Source organism: Streptomyces sp. NPDC086080 (assembly GCF_044540255.1).
Classification (GTDB): domain Bacteria; phylum Actinomycetota; class Actinomycetes; order Streptomycetales; family Streptomycetaceae; genus Streptomyces.
The window spans coordinates 161226-181004 of sequence record NZ_JBITRU010000009.1; the positions used below are offsets into that span (position 1 = coordinate 161226).

Annotated in this window: 17 protein-coding genes; 7 read left to right on the plus strand and 10 right to left on the minus strand. The window is 71.3% G+C overall.

The annotated features are described in order from the left end of the window. Positions 1-91 precede the first annotated feature (91 nt). Positions 92-886: an enoyl-CoA hydratase/isomerase family protein gene (locus ACIF9R_RS14280; RefSeq protein WP_399978914.1), complete on the minus strand. Its 795-nt coding sequence runs from the start codon at positions 884-886 to the stop codon at positions 92-94. Between the two features lie 8 nt (positions 887-894). After that, positions 895-1710 carry an SDR family oxidoreductase gene (locus tag ACIF9R_RS14285; RefSeq protein WP_399978916.1) on the minus strand — a complete coding sequence of 272 codons (816 nt, stop codon included), beginning with the start codon at positions 1708-1710 and terminating at the stop codon, positions 895-897. Positions 1711-1756: 46 nt separating this feature from the next. On the opposite strand from ACIF9R_RS14285, the gene ACIF9R_RS14290 reads away from it, so the two are divergent. Then, positions 1757-3016, plus strand: coding sequence for a cytochrome P450 (locus ACIF9R_RS14290; RefSeq protein WP_399978919.1), 1260 nt, complete (start codon positions 1757-1759; stop codon positions 3014-3016). Further along, positions 3013-4296, plus strand: a complete 1284-nt coding sequence (locus ACIF9R_RS14295) for a cytochrome P450 (RefSeq protein WP_399978923.1) — start codon at positions 3013-3015, stop codon at positions 4294-4296. The genes ACIF9R_RS14290 and ACIF9R_RS14295 overlap by 4 nt, the downstream gene beginning before the upstream one ends. Before the next feature lie 368 nt (positions 4297-4664). Here the strand turns inward: ACIF9R_RS14295 and ACIF9R_RS14300 are convergent, their stop codons facing one another. Continuing rightward, positions 4665-5708 (minus strand): NAD(P)H-dependent flavin oxidoreductase, encoded by a 1044-nt coding sequence (locus ACIF9R_RS14300; RefSeq protein ID WP_399978925.1) that lies wholly within the window; start codon positions 5706-5708, stop codon positions 4665-4667. A 198-nt stretch (positions 5709-5906) separates the two neighbouring features. Between ACIF9R_RS14300 and ACIF9R_RS14305 the strand changes: the two genes are divergently transcribed. The 3 genes from ACIF9R_RS14305 to ACIF9R_RS14315 all read left to right on the plus strand — a co-directional run bounded on the left by ACIF9R_RS14305 (position 5907) and on the right by ACIF9R_RS14315 (position 9414). Beyond that, positions 5907-7100, plus strand: a complete 1194-nt coding sequence (locus ACIF9R_RS14305; protein ID WP_399978928.1) for a flavin reductase — start codon at positions 5907-5909, stop codon at positions 7098-7100. Next, positions 7097-8113, plus strand: a complete 1017-nt coding sequence (locus ACIF9R_RS14310; protein ID WP_399978931.1) for a TIGR03617 family F420-dependent LLM class oxidoreductase — start codon at positions 7097-7099, stop codon at positions 8111-8113. Before ACIF9R_RS14305 ends, ACIF9R_RS14310 begins: the two co-directional genes overlap by 4 nt. 104 nt (positions 8114-8217) lie before the next feature. Beyond that, complete coding sequence (locus ACIF9R_RS14315; RefSeq protein ID WP_399978934.1) at positions 8218-9414, plus strand: cytochrome P450; 1197 nt, start codon at positions 8218-8220, stop codon at positions 9412-9414. Positions 9415-9492: 78 nt separating this feature from the next. Here ACIF9R_RS14315 and ACIF9R_RS14320 read toward each other — a convergent pair whose 3' ends face one another. The 4 genes from ACIF9R_RS14320 to ACIF9R_RS14335 all read right to left on the minus strand — a co-directional run bounded on the left by ACIF9R_RS14320 (position 9493) and on the right by ACIF9R_RS14335 (position 14102). After that, positions 9493-9993 carry a nuclear transport factor 2 family protein gene (locus tag ACIF9R_RS14320; protein WP_399978936.1) on the minus strand — a complete coding sequence of 167 codons (501 nt, stop codon included), beginning with the start codon at positions 9991-9993 and terminating at the stop codon, positions 9493-9495. Beyond that, entirely contained in the window at positions 9993-11417 is a 1425-nt protein-coding gene (locus ACIF9R_RS14325) for an FAD-dependent oxidoreductase (protein ID WP_399978939.1), read from the minus strand. Before ACIF9R_RS14325 ends, ACIF9R_RS14320 begins: the two co-directional genes overlap by 1 nt. 97 nt (positions 11418-11514) lie before the next feature. After that, positions 11515-12693 (minus strand): ABC transporter substrate-binding protein, encoded by a 1179-nt coding sequence (locus ACIF9R_RS14330; RefSeq protein WP_399978942.1) that lies wholly within the window; start codon positions 12691-12693, stop codon positions 11515-11517. A gap of 8 nt (positions 12694-12701) precedes the next feature. Further along, positions 12702-14102: an aldehyde dehydrogenase family protein gene (locus tag ACIF9R_RS14335; RefSeq protein WP_399978944.1), complete on the minus strand. Its 1401-nt coding sequence runs from the start codon at positions 14100-14102 to the stop codon at positions 12702-12704. A 190-nt stretch (positions 14103-14292) separates the two neighbouring features. Here ACIF9R_RS14335 and ACIF9R_RS14340 point away from each other — a divergent pair, with 190 nt between their 5' ends. After that, positions 14293-15477, plus strand: a complete 1185-nt coding sequence (locus ACIF9R_RS14340; RefSeq protein WP_399978947.1) for an NAD(P)/FAD-dependent oxidoreductase — start codon at positions 14293-14295, stop codon at positions 15475-15477. A gap of 81 nt (positions 15478-15558) precedes the next feature. Here ACIF9R_RS14340 and ACIF9R_RS14345 read toward each other — a convergent pair whose 3' ends face one another. After that, positions 15559-16473, minus strand: coding sequence for a crotonase/enoyl-CoA hydratase family protein (locus ACIF9R_RS14345; RefSeq protein ID WP_399978950.1), 915 nt, complete (start codon positions 16471-16473; stop codon positions 15559-15561). A 130-nt stretch (positions 16474-16603) separates the two neighbouring features. Between ACIF9R_RS14345 and ACIF9R_RS14350 the strand changes: the two genes are divergently transcribed. Further along, positions 16604-17239, plus strand: coding sequence for a TetR/AcrR family transcriptional regulator (locus tag ACIF9R_RS14350; RefSeq protein WP_399978953.1), 636 nt, complete (start codon positions 16604-16606; stop codon positions 17237-17239). Positions 17240-17515: 276 nt separating this feature from the next. Here the strand turns inward: ACIF9R_RS14350 and ACIF9R_RS14355 are convergent, their stop codons facing one another. After that, positions 17516-18610, minus strand: a complete 1095-nt coding sequence (locus ACIF9R_RS14355; RefSeq protein ID WP_399978956.1) for an acyl-CoA dehydrogenase family protein — start codon at positions 18608-18610, stop codon at positions 17516-17518. Then, positions 18603-19778, minus strand: a complete 1176-nt coding sequence (locus ACIF9R_RS14360; RefSeq protein ID WP_399978959.1) for an acyl-CoA dehydrogenase family protein — start codon at positions 19776-19778, stop codon at positions 18603-18605. Before ACIF9R_RS14360 ends, ACIF9R_RS14355 begins: the two co-directional genes overlap by 8 nt. Position 19779: the final 1 nt, after the last annotated feature.

Genomic DNA, 19779 nt, shown 5'->3' on the forward strand with positions numbered 1-19779 from the left:
CCGGGGCAGCGGTCCCGGACGGGCCGCGGTCAGGAACGGCTCGACAGCGAAGGCACCGCACCTGTCCGTCGCGGAACCCGCGGGAGCACGGCTACCTGTTGCGGAACTCCGGGGCGCGTTTGGCGAGGAAGGCCGCGACGGCCTCCCGGTGGTCCTCGGTGAGCGCCGCGGAGACCTGGGTGCGGTTCTCCAGGTCGAGACCGGCTGCCTGGCTGGAGATCTCCAGCTGCGACCACATCACCTGCTTGGTCATCCGGACCCCGTAGGGCGCGTGCGCGGCGATCGCGCGAGCCGTCTCCAGGGCGGTCTCCATCAGCTCCGCCCGGGGCACCAGCCGGGAGACCAGCCCGATCCGCTCGGCCTCCTCCGCCTCCACGAAGCGGCCGGTGAGCAGCAGTTCGAAGGCGCGCGAGGCGCCGATCAGCCGGGGCAGCAGCCAGCTCACCCCGATGTCGCAGGCCGAGAGACCCACCTTGACGAACGCGGCGTTGAACCGGGCGTCGTCCGCGCAGACGCGGATGTCGGAGGCGAGCGCCAGGGCGAACCCGCCGCCGGCCGCGGCGCCCTGCACCGCGGCCACGACGGGCATCCTCAGCGAACGCAGCCGGGTCACCAGGGTCGCGATGTGTTCCTGCACGGACATCCAGTCCGGGACCGTCCGCGATCCGTCACCACCGGGTGCGGTGCCGTGCCCCTGGAGGTGGGCACCGGCGCAGAAGTGCCTGCCCGCCCCGGTCAGCACCACCACGCGCACGTCGGTGCGGGGGGCGAGGGCGCCGAGCACGTCGTGCAGCTCCTGGACGATCACCGCTTCCAGGGTGTTGAACCGCTCCGGCTCGTCCAGCCGGACTTCGAGGACGCCGCCACCGTGATCGACGGTGCTCACCGAGGACATCACAGACCCTCCAGCGCGGAGAACTCGTCGCCGCCCAGCAGCGCACCGCCGTCGACGGTCAGTACCTGTCCGGTGACCCAGGACGCGGCCTCGCCGGCGAGGAACTCCGCGGCGTCCGCGACATCCTCGGGCTCGCCGAAGCGGGGCAGCGGCCAGCGGCCGTAGACCTTCTCGCCCCCGGCGACGAGCGGCGCGGAGAACCGGGTGTTCACGACGCCGGGCGCGATGCCGTTCACCCTGACCCGCGGGCCGAGTTCGACCGCGAGCTGGGCGGTGAGGTAGTTGAGGGCCGCCTTGCTCATGCCGTACACACCGGACGGGCTGCCCGGGGTTGCGGCGACGTTGGAGGAGATCATCAGGACGGAGCCGGGCCGGGTCACGCCCAGACCCGCCTCGAGGGCCAGCTGGGTCCAGCGCAGCGGGGCCCAGAGGTTGACCTCCATGATCTTCTGCCAGCGGCCGTGATCCACCGTATGGGTCGGTCCGAAGTGCGGGTTGGCGGCGACGTTGTTGACCAGGACGTCGAGGGGGCCCCAGCGCTCGCCGACGTCCGCCAGCAGGGACCGGGCGGCGTCCTCGTCGGAGACGTGCACGCCCGCGCCGAGCGCGGTCTCCCCCGAGGGGTCCAGGGTCCGCGCCGCGGCCCTCGCGTCGTCGGTGTTGCGGGCGCACAGCACGACCCGCGCGCCCCGTTCGTGGAACCGGCGCGCGATGCCGAGGCCGATCCCCCGCGACCCTCCGGTGATCAGGGCGATCCGGCCCTGCATGGACCCGTCCCGCGCTGTCGCTTCTCGTTGACACCCTGTGTACGGCATGCCAGCATCGTAAATCTAATACTGGTTGATTAATAGGGGTGCAGACATGACGCCCGATCGGTTCGACCACACCAGCGAGGACCACGCCGCGCGCTGGCGGGACATCTACGCGCAGGCCCGCCGCGGCTGTCCGGTCATCTCCTCCGACCTCCACGGCGGCTACCACGTACTGACCCGGCACGCGGACATCACCGAGGCCCTCCGCAATCACCGGGCCTTCTCCTCCGAACGGTCCTGGCACGCGGACGGCACCGACAAGGGCCTCGGCGTCGCCATCCCGCACCAGCCCGTACGGGTCGGCATCCTCGAGATGGACCCGCCCGAGCACACGAAGTACCGCAGGCTGCTCACCCCGTGGTTCACCCGCCAGGCCATCGCCCGGGGCCGCGAGCGGATCCGGCAGACGGCCGGCTGGGCCATCGACCGGATCGTAGAGAAGGGCGAGTGCGACATCGTCACCGACCTCGCCGGCCCCTTCCAGGCCATCGTCATCCTCGACATCCTGGGCATCCCGCTGGATCGGTGGTCGGCCTACGCCGATGTCGCCGAACGGATGGTCCGGCAGACCGAGGACCGCGCGGAGGGCGCCGTCTGGATGCGCGAGGACGTCCGCAAGGAGGTCGAGCGCCAGCGGGTCGCACCCCGGCCCGGGCTGATCAGCGGTCTCAACGACGCGGTGGTCGACGGCGAACCGCTGAGCGTCGAGTGGGCCACCGAACTCGTCAACATGATGCTGCTCGGCGGCGAGGGCACCACGATCGCCACCATCGCCCACATGCTCAAGCATCTGCACGACCGGCCGGAGGACCGGGCGCGGATCGTGGCCGACCCGTCGCTGCTGCCGACCGCGGTCGACGAGATGATGCGCTATCACGCGCCCTCCCCCGGCCTGGCCCGTACCGTCACCCAGACAGTAGAGGTCGGCGGGCACACGTTCCGCCCCGGCGACCGGGTGCTCCTCTCCTACGCTTCCGGCAACTTCGACGAGGAGGTCTTCCCGGACGCCGCGACGCCGGACATCACCCGCTCGCCCAACCCGCACCTCGCCTTCGGCGGTGGCGTCCACCGCTGCCCCGGGGCACTGCTGGCCTCCGCCAACGCCGAGGTGTTCCTCGGCGAACTGCTGCGCCGCATCCCCGAGTACGTGATCACCGGGGTCGAGGCCTACGAGCGGATCCCGCTGACCAACGGCTTCTACTCGATGACGATGACCTACCCCGCCGGTCCGCGGGAGGGCACCGACACGGGCGCGCTGCCCCGGCTCACCGGAGAACGGGTTCGGCCGGCCGACGGAGCGAACCAGTGAGCGGCTCGACGGCCCCCGACGGCGCCCCCGAACCGTTCGACCACCACTCCCCCGCCTTCGCCGAGCACTGGCCGCGGATCTATGCGGACCTGCGCACGACCTGCCCGGTGGCGCACTCCCCGCAGCACGGCGGGTTCTACGCCGTCACCCGGTACGAGGACGTCCGCCGCGTGCTGCGGGAACCGGAGACGTTCGCGTCCGGGCGTGAACTGGAGTTCGACGGCAGGGTCGTGGGCGGGGCCACGGTGCCGGCCACGGCGTCGCGGCTGGGGATGATGGAGATGGACCCGCCGGTCTCCCTGGTCTACCGCCGTCTGATCGCGCCGTTCTTCTCCGCCCGTACGGTCCGCGAGTACACCCCACGGCTCACCACCATCGTCGACTGGATCCTCGACCGCACCGTCGAGTCGGGCCGGATGGACGTCGTGGGGGACCTCGGCGCCGTGCTGCCGCCGCTGGTCATCGTCGATCTGCTGGGGCTTCCCCCCGACCGGTGGCAGCACTACGCGCATGCCCTGCACCAGGGCGTCAGCCACCGGAAGGGCTCAGCACGGGCGATCATCGGCGTAATGCGGGAGATGCGGGAACTGGTCACCGAGTGGCGGGAGCGCGGTGCGGGTCCGCGGGGCGTCTGCACGGCCCTGCTGGAGGCCGAGGTCGACGGCCGGCCGATCGACGACGACCTGGTCGCCGAGCTGGTCTTCATGCTGCTCACCGGAGGCGTCGACACCACGACGGCGCAGATCTCCAACGTCGTCGAGCACCTCGACGCGCATCCGGAGCTGCGCCGTCGGCTGATCGAGGACCCGGACGCCGTTCCGGGTGCCGTGGACGAGCTTCTGCGGCTGCACAGCCCGGGCACCGGGGCGGCCCGCACCGTCGTCGCGCCCACGACACTCGGGGACGTCGCGCTGCGGCCGGGCGACCGGCTCTTCCTCGGCATCGGCTCCGCCAATCGCGACGAGACGGTGTTCCCCGATCCGGAGACCGTCGATCCCGACCGTGCGAACGCCCATCAGCACGTGGCCTTCGGGCTCGGTGTGCACCGCTGCGTCGGCGCGTACCTCGCCCGGGCCGAACTGGTCGAGGTGGTCCGGGCACTGCTCCGCCGGATGCCGGACTTCGCCGTCGACCGCGAGGACCTCGTCCGCCGGCCGGTGATCCCGTTGGTCAACGGCTGGACCTCGATGCCCGTGCGGTTCACCCCCGGCCCCCGGGTCGTCCCCAAGGATGCCGCGCCGCTGCCGGAGACGGCGTCGGCCGGTACGGCGGACCGGTAGGGCGGACCGGTAGGGCGGACCGGTAGGGCGGACCGGTAGGGCGGGACCCGGCTCCGCCGCCCGGGTCCCGCCCGGTCCGAACGGCCGGCCCGGGCGGCGCCGCTGAGCCGGTTCGGCGCCGGGCGATCCGGCCGGCCCCGGGGTTCGGAACGGTTCGCCCGCTTCAGCGGGACACCTGGTGGGCGCCGCCGCCACGGCGATCACCCGGGGCCCCGAACCGGAACGCGGAGCGCTTGATCCCCCGCACCACTTCGCCGGCGCACGGCTGGATCGCATCCCGGGATGCGGTCCAGCCGTGCGCCGGCACCAAAATGCCCGATGGCCCGGTCCCCCCTCGGAACCGGGCCATCGGCGTCGCGTCCGGCGGCTCAGGCGCGGGCGGCCTTGAGGGCCGGCAGCGAGGCCGCGGTGTTCTCCAGCAGGCCGAGGGCCTCGTCCATCATCCGGTCCAGAAGCGTCTTGACCGGAACGATGTCCTTGACGGCGGCGGCGACCTGACCGGCGACGACGATGCCGGACTCGGTGTCACCCTCCATCTGGGCCAGGTACCCGCGGTCCTCCTTCCACTGGTTGAGCTCGTCCACCGAGATGCCCGACTCCTTGATGGCCGGCAGTTCCTCCAGGAGGGCCTTGTTGCGCAGCCCGCGGCTGGGTGCGTAGTACCCCTGGTAGGTCATGTCCTCCCACTCGCGCGAGTCGACGATGTACTGCTTGTAGTTCTGGTGCCACTCGTGCTCGTCGGTCGCGATGAAGCGGGTGCCCATGGCGACGCCGCCGGCTCCCATGGCGAGCATCGCGGCGAGCCCGTAGCCGTCATGGATGCCGCCGGAGACGATGACCGGGATGTCCACCTCGGCGATCACCTGCGGGGCCAGCACCATGGTGGACACCGGGTTGAGGTGGGTGTGGCCACCCATCTCGTGGCCCGAGGCGATGATGACGTCCACGCCGGCCTCGGCCGCCTTCACCGCGTGGCGCACGGACCCGACCTTGTGGAAGTGGAGCAGGCCGGCCTCCTGGATGCGCTCGGTGAAGCCACCGGGGAAGCCCGCCGAGGTGGTGATGGCGGCGAAGTGCTCACCGACCGGGCCACCCGCGAGCTTGATGCGGATCGCCTCGTCGATGCAGGCCTCCGAGGCCGGCAGCATCTCTCCCGAGGCCAGGGTGCCCACCGGGATGTTGACCGCGAAGGCGCCGCGCGCGCCGAGCGCCACCTGCTCCATCCGGTCACGCAGTTTCTTGCGCAGCTCCGCCTCGGGGGTGAGCAGCCCCGGAGTGGACACCGAGCCGAGCCCGCCTGCCGCGGACACCGCGGTCGCCAGGGACGTGGTGGGTGACGGACCCATGCCGTCCTGCATGATCGGGTACTTCGTTCCGAGTCGGCCGCACAGGGCCTGCCATACCGCTCCCATGTCCATCCTCCCGCTGAGTGTGCGACGGCCCTTCACCGGGCCCTGGCGGCCGAGCCTAACGCCATTTGGTTATCGCGCCAAGACCCTTCCCCACACCTGCGCCCCACCCCCTGCCCACGCCCGTTCGACCCAACCCCTTGGGCACAGAATCAAATGCTGTTAGTTTTAACGTACTGCCCCGTCCCAGTGAGGTGCGATGTGAGCAACTACGTCCAGGCAACCGCTCCGCCCCAGGATGCGCGCCATTTCCGCGACGTCCTCGGGCAATTCCCCACCGGCGTCGCGGTCATCACGGCGCTGGACGCGGAGGGCCGGCCCCACGGTATGGCGGTGGGGTCCTTCGGTTCAGTGTCCCTCGATCCGCCCCTGGTGAGCTTCATGCCGGCACGCACATCGAGCACGTACCCGAAGATCGAGGCCACCGGCCGGTTCTGCGTCAGTATCCTCGGCGCCGACCAGGAGGACGTGTGCCGTGCCATGGCGACCAGGGGCTCCGACAAGTTCAGCGGGATCACGTGGTTCCCGGCGCCGTCCGGCGCACCCGTGATCGACGGGGCCCTCGCCTGGATCGACTGCACCCTCGCGCAGCGGTACGAGGCGGGCGACCACTACATCGTCGTCGGTGAGGTCAACCGGCTCGCCGAGCTGCGGCCGGGTCCTCCGCTGGTCTTCTTCCGCGGCGGGTACGGCGGGTTCAGCACTCCGTCCCTGATGGCCGCGCCGGAACGCGACCTGGTGGAGCTCATCGAACTGGCCGGGCGCGCCCGTCCGCACATGGAGCGGCTCGCCAGGGAACTCGACCTCGAATGCCTCGCCGTCGGAACGGTCGACCGGCAGTCGGTCTGCCTCGCCATCGCCGACTCCCCGGACGCCGACTACGTCTCCTCACGGGTCGGCTACCGCACCCCGTTCGTGTTCCCGGTCGGCTCGGTCTTCGCCGCCTGGGACCCGGCCGGCGCCGATGCCTGGCTCCCCGCGGACCCGGCCCTGGCCGCCACGGGTGAGGCCGCGCTGCGCCGCACCCGGAGGCGACGCTGGTCGGTGGCGATCGGAAACGACCACTACGACCAGCTGGAACGCGCGGTCGGCCAGCAGCTGCGCCGTCCCTCGGCCGACGAACTCGACGGTGCGATGCGGGGACTGCGCGGCGAGCAGTTCGACCCCGCGCTCGACCCGTACACGTCGTACGACGTCCGGATGCTCACGGCACCCGTCTTCGGCCCCCAGAAGGTCGAGCTCGGCCTTGCCGTCCGGGGCTTTCGCCGCCACCTCGACGGCACCGAGATCGAGCAGGTCGCGGCCCGGCTGGTCGCGGCGGCGGACGAAGTGAGCGGCAAGATCGGCGGAGCAGCCTGCCTGGCCTCCGCCGTCGGCGAGGAGGCAGTGGCATGAGCATTCCCGTGGACACCGCGCTGCCCATCAAGGGGGGCGCCGATCCGGCCGCTGCCGCGCGCACGGCCGAAGAGGCGGGCTACGACGCCGTCTGGGCCAGCGAGCTCGACCGTGATCCCTTCCTCCAGATGGCCGTCGCAAGCACCGCGACCGAGCGGATCGGTCTGGGCACCGGCATCGCGGTGGCCTTCGCCCGGAACCCGATGAACGTCGCCTCGATGGCACACGACCTGCAACGTCTCTCCCGGGGCCGCTTCATGCTGGGGCTCGGCACCCAGGTCCGCGCGCACATCACCCGGCGCTTCTCGATGCCCTGGTCCGAACCGGCCGCCCGGATGCGCGAGTACGTCCTCGCCCTGCGCGCCATCTGGTCCGCCTGGGAGACCGGTGACCGCCTCGACTTCCAGGGCCGGTTCTACACCCACACGCTGATGACGCCCATGTTCACCCCGGCCCCGCACGGCCACGGCACACCACCGGTCGTGGTCGCGGCGGTCGGGGATCTGATGACCGAGGTGGCCGGGGAGGTCGGGGACGGCGTCCTGTTCCACAGCTTCCTCACCGAGCGCTATCTGCGCGAACACACCCTCCCGGCGCTCCAGCGGGGCCGTGACAAGTCCGCGCGCGGGGACTTCCAGCGGGTCGGGGGGCCGTTCGTGGCGACCGGCACGACCCCGGAACAGGTCTCCGCCGCCGCCGAGGCCACCCGGAGCCAGATCGCGTTCTACGCCTCGACCCCGTCCTACCGGCCGGTGCTGGAGGCACACGGCTGGGGAGAGCTCGGCGAGCGACTGCACGCGCTCTCCCGCGCGGGTGACTGGCAGGCGATGACCGCCGCGGTGGACGACGAGGTGCTGCACGAGTTCGCCGCCGTCGGCACCCCGGAGGAAGCGGGCGACATCCTCGCCGAGCGATACGCCGACGTCTTCGACCGGTTCACCCTCGTCACACCGTACGACCTCGACGAGACCGCCCGCGTCCGGGTCGCGGCCCGCCTGCGGGAACTCACCTAGACCAGCGGCCCACACCGCACCGGGTGTCCTCCGCTCTTGTCGGAGGGCACCCGCCACTTTACGCTAACAGCGTTTGGTTAAAGCGCGTACGACAAGGATCCGCCATGATCGAGAGCCGTAAGTCCGAGCACGCCTACCACCTCGACAACACCGATCCGTCCCTCGCTCCGCATCTGTTCGAGACGCTGAAGGACGTGCAGGGCAAGTGCCCTGTCGCGTGGAGCGACGCGGGCGACGGGTTCTGGATGCTGACGAAGTACGCCGACATCACCGCCGCGGCCAACGACTGGGAGACGTACACCGTCGAAGAGGGCCACACCATTCCCTCGACCGGGAAGTCCGTGATGCTCCCGCTCGCCGAGGTCGACCCGCCGCTGCACACCCCGTGGCGCCGCTTCCTCGTGCCGTACTTCACCCCGAAGACCGTCGAGGGCTACCGTCCGGTGATCGAGCGGATCGTCGAGGACGCCTTCTCGGGACTGGCCGCGAGCGGGCGCGGCGACCTCGTCTTCGACGTCGCGCGCAAGGTACCCACCGCCACCATCTCCGCGATCCTGGGCTTCGATCAGGACGGGGCCCACATCTCCGAGATCGTCGACGAGTGGATGGCCTCCACGGGCGACCCGGAGCGCGCGCGCAGCGCCGCCGCCGCCGTCGAGGCCGTCGTCCGCGAGGAGATCGGCAAGCGCCGGGGCAAGCCCGCCGAGGACGTGCTCGGCAGGATCATGGAGGGCGAGATCGAGGGTGCGCCGCTGACCGACAGCGAACTGCTCGGCCTGTGCATCGTCTTCATCGTGGCAGGCCACGGCACCACCGTCGACGGCATCACCAACACCGTGCACCGGGTGCTCGCCGAACCGGGCCTCATGGCCTCGCTGCAGGCCGATCGCTCCCGGCTGGGCAAGGTGATCGACGAGTCGCTGCGCATCAACCCGCCGGTCTGGAACATGGGCCGCACCGCCCGCAAGGACGCCGAGGTGCGCGGCGTGGGCATCTGTCCCGGCGAGAAGGTGATGCTGACCTTCGGCGCCGGCAACTACGATCCGGAGAAGTTCGAGGAGCCGGATCGCTTCGACCCCGACCGGCCCGGCGTGCACGGTCACCTGACCTTCGGCTTCGGGCGCCACCGCTGCATCGGTGAGGCACTGGCGAAGCTGGAGATCACCATCGTGCTCGAGTACATCCTCGACCGGCTGCCCGACCTGGCCCTCGACGGCGAGGTCACCGCCCGGACCTACTTCACGACCTACGGCTTCACCGCGCTCCCCGTCCGCCACGGCTCCGCCACCCCGGCGGCCTGACGGCCCCGTCCCCTCCGGGACCACGAGCACCGGCCCACACCCCGCTCGGGGTGTGGGCCGGTGCTCGTGGTCCCGGTTTCAGGCCCGGGGCAGGGTGGTGCCGGAGTTGAACGCCGCGAGGTCCCTGCGCTCGGCGATGCGCCACTGTCCGTCGCCGTCGCGGACCAGGACATCCTCGTAGCGCCCGAACTGGTGGACCCTGCCGTCCGGCGCGAGCACGACGAAGTAGGCCGAGCCGTTGGCCCGGTCGCCCTGGTAGGAGGTGACGACGGCGTTGACGGTGAGGTGGTGGTGGAGCGGGGTGCCCGCGGGCTTGGTGGCGATGGTCCGCAGGCGGTCGCGGCCGCGCACCTTCCCGGTCTCGTCGAGGACGTCCAGTCCCCGCGCCCGGAAGGACTCGGCGGTGTGGCCGAAGGAGGAGATGTCGGTCCAGCCGTCCTCGGTGAAGCAGTCGGCGTAGGCGGCGCCGTCCGCGAGGTCGGCCGCCTGCGCGTAACGGGCGTAGAGCTCGTAGATCGCCAGGCGGTCGGCGACCTCGCGGGGCCCGCGGTCGCCGGGCGCGGCCGTACGGGGTGCCACTACGCCGCCCCGGCGGTGGCGCTCCGGGCGGCGGTGCGCCCGAAGACGAGAGCGTTGCCGATGGAGGTGCCTCCGCCCGCGTACACATCGGCGTCGAGTCCGCCGGCCACCTCACCGCCGGCGAACAGGCCCGGTATCGGGCGGCCCGCGGTGTCCAGCACCCGTGCCCCGTCGTCGATACGCAGACCCGCGAAGGTGATGCCGATGATGGCCGGCCGCAACTGCACCGCGTAGAACGGCGCGGTGGAGATCGGTGCGAGCGTGCCCTGCTTGTCGAACACGGTGTCGCGTCCGCAGGCGACATCGGCGTTCCAGTGCTCGGCGGTCGCCTCCAACGCGGCGGAGGCGATCCCGGTGCGCTCCGCCAGTTCCGCCAGGGTGGCGCCGGACTTCACGACCCCTGCCTCGATCTGCTTGCGCAGCATGGCGGCGGTCCAGTTCGACTCCAGGTCGACGCCAAGGCCATAGGGGTCGACGTGTCCGCTGTCGGCGACCGACCGCAGTGCGGCGTCGTCGAAGACGGCCCAGCACGTGCCCCCGGGCTGCTTGGCGATGACGTGCGGCATCACACAGTAGGTGTCGGTCTCGTCGACGAAGCGGTGACCGTCGCGGTTGACGTAGATCACCCACGGCGGGGTGAAGGCGTCGTTGAGACGGCCGAAGTTCGGCGTCTCCAGCAGGGTGCCGCCGTATCCGCGCAGTTCGCCGCCGACGGCCAGGCCCATACGGACACCGTCGCCGACGTTGGTGTCGGGGCCGAGGTACCAGTGCCAGTCGCCGTGCCGGACGGCTTCGGGCCAGTGCTCGGCCAGCAGGTCGGGGGCGGCGCCGAAGCCGCCGGTGGTGAGGATGACGGCGTCCGCGGGGATCTCCTCGCCGGACTCGGTGCGTACGCCGGTCACGGCGCCGTCCTCGCCGGTGAGCAGCCCGGCGCAGCGGGTGCCGGTCCGGATCTCGACGTTGTCCATCGTCTCGACGGCGGTGAGCAGCGCGGCGACGATCATCGCGCCGCCCGCCGGGCCGAGACCGCGTGTGTCGCCGGTGGGCAGATGTCCGCGCGGCTTGTACTCGAGGCCGGCCACGTACAGCCGCTCGGGCTCCCAGGTGATGCCCAGTTCCTCCAGCCAGCCGATCGCCTCGCGGGTGCCTTCGGCCGAGGCGCGCAGGAGCCGCGGCTCCAGTTCGTGGCGGCTGACCGTCATGTAGTAGTTGATGAGTTCGTCGACGGAGTCCTCGACACCGCGGGCCTTCTGGACCGGGGTGTCGGCGGCGTAGACGACGCCACCGGCCCGTGCGGTCGCGCCGCCGACCTGGTCGGCCGTCTCCAAAAGGATCACATCGGCTCCGGCCCGGCCGGCCTCGAGTGCGGCGGCGAGGCCGGCACCTCCGGCTCCGACCACGGTGATCCTGCGGGTCACTGCCATGAAATAGACCTTTCTGCATCGAGGCGCCGGTGAGGGCCGCCGTTCCGTCACGGCCCTCACCGGCGCATCCCGGTCATCCTGCTGTCCGACTGCCCGGTTACTTGGCGAACGGGTCGAAGAAGTCGCCGTCCGGCACGATCCGGCCGTCCTTCACGGCGCTGGTGCCGACCTCGAACGACGCGACCCGCGGGTACTCCTTCAGCGGCGGGGGGTCCTGGACGCCCCGGTAGTCCGGGTACGCGTCGCCCAGGCTGATCGGCTCCTCGATGCCGTCGAGGGCCTTGATGACGGAGGCGCCGTCGGTGATCTCGTGGCCCTCGGCCACCGCGGCGAACAGCTTGACCGCCAGCCAGCCGTTGAGGCCGATGTCGTCGATGTTGGCCTTCGGATCGGCGGCCTTCATCGCCTTGTTGAACGCCGCTATCTCGGCGTTGGAGGTGTCGGTGGCGGCGTGGCCGCGGGAGGTGAGCACGATGTTCGCGGCGTCCTCCCCGAGGATCTCCAGCACGCCCGGGGTGACCATCGAGGAAATGCCGGTGATCAGGCCGTCGTAGCCGGCGGACCGCAGGGTGGTCGCGATCCGGCCGGCGTCGGCGCCCGAGCCCTGCAGGGAGACCGCGTCGGGCTTGTGCCCGATCGCCTTGGCGGCCACGGTCGAATAGTCAGCCGAGCCGATCGGGGCATAGATCATGGTCGCCTTGCCGTCGGCCTCCTCGACCCCCCTCTTGGCCCACTCGGCACCGTGGCGCGCGGTCTCGTTGTCCCCGCCGATCACGACGACGTTCGGGCCGCCGCGCTCGACGGCGAGCTTTCCGGCACCGACGCCCATACCGACCGGGGTGGCGTTGATGGGGTAGGACACCTTGCTGGTGGCCTCGTTCTGGCCGTCGGCGCCGCCCGGGCCGACGATCGGGATGTTCGCCTGTTCCATCACGGCCGCGATGGCCCCGATGTTCGGCGAGAGCGGGCCGACGACCGCGGTGACCTTCTCGGACACGGCGCGCTGGGCGCAGGCCGTGGCCTCGTTGGGGTCGAACTTGTCGTTGCAGGTGAGCAGCTCGATCTTTCGGCCGTCGACGCCGCCGTCGGCGTTCACCCGCTCCACGGCCGCGGTGACGGCCGTCCTGAGCCACGGAACGGAGTAGACCTGGCTCTCGAACGAGGCGATCGTCATGATCTTGATCGGCCCGTCGGACGTCTCCGTGGAGCCTCCGCCACCGCAGGCGGTGAGCAGCAGCGGGAGGGCGGCGACGGCGGCGAGGGTTCTCTTGCGCATGGTGTGTTTCAGCCTTTCGCGGTGTGGATGACCTGCTGCTCGGTGAAGGACAGCAGCCCGTCCTCGCCGTTGGCGACCCCGAGGCCGCTGTGCTTGGCACCGGAGAAGGGCGCGTGGGAGGGCAGCATGGCGTGGCAGTTGATCCAGGCGGTGCCGCATTCGAGCTGTTCGGCGACGGCCCTGGCCTTCGCCTCGTCGGCCGACCAGACCGAGCCGGACAGGCCGTAGTCGGTGGCGTTGGCACGTGTCACCGCCTCGTCGACGGTGTCGTACTTCAGCAGCGGGATCGCCGGGCCGAACTGCTCCTCGTCGACGATCCGGGTGCCTTCGGCCACGTCGGCGAAGACCGTCGGCTCGAAGAAGTAGCCGGCGCCGTCGACGGGCTTTCCGCCGGCCACCACCCGGGCGCCGCCGGCGACGGCGTCGGCGACCAGCTCCGAGACCCGCTCGAACTGAGGACGGGTGGTCAGCGGGCCCATGGCGGTGGCCGGGTCCGTCGGGTCGCCGACGACCGTGGCCCTGGCGGCGGCGCCGAAGGCCTCGACGAAGTCCTCGTAGCGGCCGGCCGGGACGAAGATGCGCTTGGGGATGCAGCAGATCTGGCCGCAGTTGAACATCGAGAACGCGAACAGGGTGGCGGCGGTCTTCTCCAGATCCGCGTCGTCGAGGACGATCGCCGCGTCGTTGCCCCCGAGTTCGAGGGTGACCCGCTTGAGGTCGTGGGCGGCGTTGACGGCCACGGACCGTCCGGCGGGGATCGAACCGGTGAAACTGATCTTGCGCGGTATCGGGTGCGAGGTCATGGCCTTGCCGAGCTCGTCGCCGCCGGTGACGACGTTGATGACACCGGGAGGCAGCACCTCGGCGCCGATCCGGCCCAGCAGCAGGGTCGAGAGCGGAGTGAACGGCGAGGGCTTGAGCACGACGGTGTTGCCGCCGCGCAGGGCCGGGGCGATCTTCCAGGTCCACATGCCGACCGGGCCGTTCCACGGCGTGATGGCGGCGACCACGCCCATCGGGCGGCGGGCCACCTCGATCCTGGCGGTGTCGTCGTCCTGGATGACGCGCTCCGGCCAGTCCAGATCGGCGTAGTAACGGATCCAGGGCGCGGAGGAGGCGACTTCGGCCGCGGCGACGCCGCGCGGCTTGCCGGTCTCCTGGATCAGGAGCGCGGTCAGTTCGTCCTGGTGGGCGTCGACGGCGTCGGCCAGGTCGCGCAGGGCCTGCCGACGCGTGTCGTCGTCCCGCTTCCAGGCCGTCTGGGCCCGGGCGGCCGACTCCATCGCCTGGTCAAGCTGCTCCGGCGTGCACTCGGGCGCCTGCGCCTCGACGGCACCGGTCGCCGGGTTCACGACATCGAAGGTGTCGCGTGTGTCGACGGGCTTGCCGTCGATCGTCATGCTCAGCATGGGGTGTCCTCCACGTCAGGACCACAAGGGATGAGCCACGTCGGGCACGCGGCAAGGAGCTCACGCGCCGGGAGTTGCACCGAACGTGATCATTGACACAGTATTCTGACAGTGCTTGGTTTCTTAGGCAATGACTTCACACCCTGGGTTCCGTTCTGTACCGACCGTGTGTCCAAGGAGATCGATGACCATGAACGACGGAATCGTCGTCGTCGGCGCCTCACTCGCCGGACTGAGGGTCGCCGAGGCGCTGCGCGCGGGCGGGTACCGGGGCCGGCTGCGACTGGTGGGCGACGAGCAGCACCTCCCCTACGACCGACCGCCGTTGTCCAAGCAGGTGCTGACCGGCGAGTGGGAGGCCGAGCGCAGCGCGTTGACCACTCCCGCGCAGCTCGCCGAGGCCGGCATCGAGACCGTGCTCGGAGCGCGGGCCCTCGATGTGGACACGGAGGCCGTGACCCTGGCCGACGGCCGGCGGCTCGGCTACGACCGGCTCGTGGTGGCCACCGGCGCCGCAGCCAGGACCTGGCCGGGAGCCGCTCCCGGCGGCCGGGTCCACCGGTTGCGCACTCTCGGCGACAGCGTCCGGCTGCGCGCCGCGCTGGCGGACGGCGGCCCGCTGGTCGTCGTGGGCGGCGGTTTCATCGGGCTCGAGGTCGCGGCCGCCGCGCGCGGGGCCGGCCTGGACGTCACCGTCGTCGAGCTGGCGAGCACGCTCCTCGAGCCGGTCCTCGGCCCCGCGATCGGCGCCTGCTTCACCCGGCTGCACCGCGCCGCGGGCGTTCGGGTGCTGACCGGTGTCCCCATCACCTCGCTCCGGGAGACGGCCGACGCGGTAAACGTCGAACTCGCCGACGGCACCGGACTCACCGCCGCCCACGTCGTCGTCGGAATCGGCGCGAAACCCAACACCGACTGGCTGACCGGCCTCGGACTCGACGACGCCGCGGGCGTGCCGTGCGATGCCCGCGGCCGGGCCGGGGACCGGGTGTGGGCGCTCGGCGACGTCGCGCGGTGGGAGCAGCCGGCGTACGGCGACTCCGTACGCCACGAGCACTGGACCTCGGCGGTCGACCAGGCGGCCGTGGTGGCGGCGGCGGTCCTCGGCCGGGAGCCCGCCCGCCCGCCGGCGCCACCGTACTTCTGGAGCGTGCAGTACGACGTGAACTTCCAGCTGGCGGGCCGCCCCGACCTCGCGTCCTCGGTCGAGGTGCTCGAAGCGGGAGAAGGCGGAGCCGACCGCGGCACCGTGTTCGCGCTCACCGACGCCGCGGGCCGTCGCGTCGCGGTCGCCGCCTTCCACCATCCCCGCCGCTTCCTGCGGCTGCGCCGCGAACTCCAGGAGGAGTCCGCCTCCGCGCCGGTCCGGCCGTGACCGGGCACGGGTGCCGGTGACACACACATGTGGGCGGCCGCTCCTGCGGCCGCCCACCCCCACACCCCTGTACGGGGCGCCTCACTCGTCGTCCCACCACGGGTAGAACGGCGGCATCCCCGTGTGCGCGCTGCCGGTGAAGCGGGGCTCCCGCTTCTCGCGGAACGCCTCGACGCCTTCCCTGCCGTCCTCGATGCTGGTGTAGAACATCGCCAGGGAGTCGATCCGGTGTGCCTCCCTGGGGTGCGGCAGGGCGCTGTTGCGGTACATCATCTGCCGGGTGAGCGCGACGGCGACCGGCGACCGGTTCCGCGAGATGCGGCGTGCCAGGTCCTGTGCCTCCTGAAGCAGGGCCGCGGCGGGAACGACACGGCTCACCAGTCCGCCGTCCGCGGCCTCCTGCGCCGAGAGGATCTCGGCGCAGTACACCCACTCCAGCGCGCGGGCCATGCCGACGATCCGCGGCAGGAACCAGGTGGACGCCGCCTCGGGGACAATGCCGAGTTTGCCGAAGACGAAGCCGATGCGCGCCTTCTCCGAGGCCAGCCGGATGTCCATGGCCAGGGTCATGGTCGCCCCGATGCCCACGGCCGCTCCGTTGATCGCCGCGATCACGGGCTTGCGGCAGTCGAAGATCGCCAGGACCACCCGGCCGCCGGTATCGCGCACGCCGCGCAGGATGCGCGGATCGTCGAGGTCGTCCATGTCGGACAGGGTCGGCCGCTGGGACTCGTCCAGCCCGAACACATTGCCTTCCGCGGCGAGTTCCATACCGGCGCAGAAGGCCCGGCCGGCTCCCGTCACGACTACGGCACGCACCTCGTCACGCGTGTTCACCTCGGTGAACAGTGCCACCAACTCGTCCGCCATCTCGACGGTGAAGGCGTTCAGCCGGTCCGGGCGGTCCAGGGTGACGGTGAGCACCCCGTCGTCGTCCAGATCGGTCGACAGGGTACGCGGCCCCTCGATGTCCGCTCCCGCGCCGATGCCTCGCATGTGATTCCTCGATCCACGTTTTCTACCGAGCGTCAGAATTTCATCTACCGCTGGGATTATGATGGGGATGCGTGCACCGCACAAGGGTTCGCCAGGCCCCCAGAGACTCCCAGGGACGAGGAAGAGTCACGTGAGCGAGACGAGCAGGGAATGGCCCCGCCCCAAGATCCGGCCCCGTAAGGCCGAACTGAAGAACGACCAGATCTACGAAGCGGCCGCCCGGCTGTTCTACGAGAAGGGGTACGCGGCCACCTCGCTGCAGGATCTGGCCGCCGCGGTGGGCCTGCAGAAGGGCAGTCTCTACTACTACATCGACTCCAAGAAGGACCTGCTCTTCGCCATCACCGATTACGCGCACACCTTCTTCGTCGAGCTCACCGAGAACGCGAGGGCCGAGGGCGGCACGCCGCTGCAGACGCTGGAACGCATGCTGTGCCGGCACGCCCTGTTCGCCGCGGAGCACTTCCATGTGACGGCCGCCTTCTACAACGAACGGTCGGCCCTGTCCGACGAGTACCAGGAGCGCATCGTCGCCACCCGGGACGCCTACGAGACGTCCCTGCGCGGGCTCGTCAGGAGCGGTCAGGAGTCGGGCGAGATCGCCGCCGACCTGGACGCCAGGCTGGCGGTGTTCGGCGTACTCGGCATGATCAACTGGATCCACCAGTGGTACCGCCCCGGCGGGTCACTGCAGCCGGCCGAGATCGCGGCGGCGCTGAGCCGGCAGGCCGTGCGGTCCCTGCTGCCGCGCAGCGCCTCGGACTGAGCCCCTCGGACCGAGCCCCTCGGCCTGGGCATCACGGACTGAGCCCCTCGGACCGAGCCCCTCGGCCTGGGCATCACGGGCCGAGCGCCCCAGCCCGGGCGCCGGCTTGGGCGTCGCGGCTGGGCGTCGCGGCTGGGCGTCGCGGGCCGGGTGGAGTCCGCCGCGGCGCGGACATCCACGGCCCATGGCTGATGACGGGTCTTCCGGGGCCACGGGCCCTCGGGCGCGGGCGCGGCCCGCTGCCCGGCGGACGCGCGCCCGCTCCCCGCCGGAGGCTCAGGCGGACACCATGCGCCGTCCGGCCTCGGTCGCGGCCTCCCGCTCGTCGCCGTACCAGGTACGCAGGGACAGCGCCCGCTTGTAGTACCAGTGCAGTTCGTGTTCGTAGGTGAATCCGATGCCGCCGTGGATCTGCAGGGCGTCCTCGCACACCGAGCGGCCGACTTCTGCGGCATGGGCCTTGAGTGTCAGGGCCGCGAGGCCGAGTTCCTCCGGGGTGAGCGCCGTCGAGTCGGCGGCCACGGCCTCGACGAAACTCTCCAGCATGATCACCCGCTGGGCCGCCGACGCCGCGATGTGCTTGACCGCCTGGAAACCTCCGACGGGACGGCCGAACTGCTCGCGCTGCTTGGCGAAGGCGACGCTCACATCGAGCATGTGGCGGGCGATGCCGGCGAGTTCGGCGGCAGCCAGCACCCGCTGCCAACTCCGCAGCAGGGCCACGAGCGCCGCCCCGTCCTCGCCCTGCGCGACGATGTCGCCCTGCCCGACCGCGACCGCGTCGAGGAGCACAGCGGCGTAGCTCGCTCCCGGGTCCGTGGTCTCGTGCCCGGTGACGGTGATACCGGAGCGGGAGCGGTCGACCACCAGGACCGTGGCCGTCGCGTCCGTGCCGTCGGCCACCACGACGAACAGGTCCGAGACCGCGCCGAAGCGCACCAGGTCCACCGATCCGGAGAGCCCTGCGGAGTCCAGGACGAGTGAGCCGTTGGCCGCGCGCCAGTCGAGCGTGGCTCCGGGGTCGACCACGGCCACCCGCGCTCCCCCGGTCAGTGCGGACGCCAGCCGGGCCCGCGCGCCGCCACCGGGACCCGATCGCAGCAGAAGTCCCGGCACCAGCATCTGCTCCACCATGGGGCCGGGCACCAGGCGCTGCCCGAACAACCGGAACAGGGGCACGAGGCGGGCGGGGTCCAGTCCCAGACCGTCCTCGGCCTCGGGCGCCAGCAGCCCGAACCAGCCTTGCAGCGCCGCCTGTTCGAGCAGGCTCGGGTCCTCCCCGTGGGACCGCAGCGCGGAGAGCCGCCGCTCGTGCGGATGGTCGCGGTCCAGGAACTCCCTGACCGCCTGCAGGATCTCGTCGTCAGCCACGGGGAAGTCCCAACAGTCTCTCGCCGATGATGTTCTTCTGGATCTGGGACGTCCCTCCGTAGATGGACGCCGCCCGGGAGTAGTAGTGCTCCTTGACCCACCGTGGGCCGTCGAGGCCGAACGGTGCCCGGCAGGCCGCCAGGCGGAAGGGCCCGAGCAGATCGGTGACGGACGTGTAGAGCAGTTGCTCCACCTCGTTGAGGCTGAGCTTGTCCACCGAGTCGTAGGGGCTGGGGATGTCACCGTCGAGCTGCCGGCCGATGGTCCGGCGGGTCAGCGCCTCCAGGGCCCGCACCGCCGTGTAGGACCGGCCGAGCTGCTCCAGGACCCGCTCCGGGGGCTGGGTGCCGGTCGCGCCGGCGTGGCCGCGGACGCTGCGCACCGCCTCCTCGACCGCCACCTCGTACTCCACGCGCCGGCGGAGCGTGTACGCGGCGCGCTCATGGCTCAGGGTGTCCTGGGCGATGGCCCATCCCTCATTGAGCCGGCCGACCAGATTGCGCACGGGCACACGGACGTCCTCGAAGAAGACCTCGCAGAACTCGTCGTCCCCGGTCATCTGCACCAGCGGTCGCGCGGTGATGCCCGGGGTGCTCATGTCGACGAGGAGGTAACTGATGCCCCGGTGCTTCGGAGCATCCGCGTCCGTACGCGCCAGCAGCGCGCACCACTGCGCCTTGTGGGCCCAACTGGTCCACACCTTCTGACCGGTGATGACGAACTCGTCACCCTCGATCCGGGCCCGGGTGCGCAGCGAGGCGAGGTCGGATCCGGACTCCGGCTCGGAGAATCCCTGGCACCAGATGTCCTCGCCCGACAGCAGGCGGGGCAGCAACTGCCGTCGCTGCCAGTCGAGTCCGTACGTCTCAATCGACTTGCCGACGACATCCACGCCGATCAGGCCGATGGGCTGCGGAGCGCCGGCCCGCGCGAGTTCCTCCGAGAAGACCAGTTGGTGCAGGGGGCTCAGCCCCTGCCCTCCGGCCGCCCTGGTCCACGAGATTCCGACGAACCCGGCCTCGTAGAGGGTCTTCTGCCATTCCCTCAGAACGGTGAAGCGGCCCTCCAGGTCGAGCGGAACCTCGGGGACGGTCGCCCGCGCCAGCCAGGCCCGGACCTGTCGCCGGTAGGCCTCCAGCTCCGCGGTGTCCTGTGTCGTGTCCGTCATC

Bases quoted from the DNA above. Each gene is read 5' to 3' on its own strand.
- ACIF9R_RS14345 (WP_399978950.1), bottom strand. From the start codon at position 16,473: ATGCGAGGCATCGGCGCGGGAGCGGACATCGAGGGGCCGCGTACCCTG.
- ACIF9R_RS14310 (WP_399978931.1), top strand. From the start codon at position 7,097: ATGAGCATTCCCGTGGACACCGCGCTGCCCATCAAGGGGGGCGCCGAT.
- ACIF9R_RS14300 (WP_399978925.1), bottom strand. From the start codon at position 5,708: ATGGGAGCGGTATGGCAGGCCCTGTGCGGCCGACTCGGAACGAAGTAC.
- ACIF9R_RS14290 (WP_399978919.1), top strand. From the start codon at position 1,757: ATGACGCCCGATCGGTTCGACCACACCAGCGAGGACCACGCCGCGCGC.
- ACIF9R_RS14325 (WP_399978939.1), bottom strand. From the start codon at position 11,417: ATGGCAGTGACCCGCAGGATCACCGTGGTCGGAGCCGGAGGTGCCGGC.
- ACIF9R_RS14330 (WP_399978942.1), bottom strand. From the start codon at position 12,693: ATGCGCAAGAGAACCCTCGCCGCCGTCGCCGCCCTCCCGCTGCTGCTC.
- ACIF9R_RS14285 (WP_399978916.1), bottom strand. From the start codon at position 1,710: ATGCCGTACACAGGGTGTCAACGAGAAGCGACAGCGCGGGACGGGTCC.
- ACIF9R_RS14340 (WP_399978947.1), top strand. From the start codon at position 14,293: ATGAACGACGGAATCGTCGTCGTCGGCGCCTCACTCGCCGGACTGAGG.
- ACIF9R_RS14315 (WP_399978934.1), top strand. From the start codon at position 8,218: ATGATCGAGAGCCGTAAGTCCGAGCACGCCTACCACCTCGACAACACC.
- ACIF9R_RS14335 (WP_399978944.1), bottom strand. From the start codon at position 14,102: ATGCTGAGCATGACGATCGACGGCAAGCCCGTCGACACACGCGACACC.
- ACIF9R_RS14360 (WP_399978959.1), bottom strand. From the start codon at position 19,778: ATGACGGACACGACACAGGACACCGCGGAGCTGGAGGCCTACCGGCGA.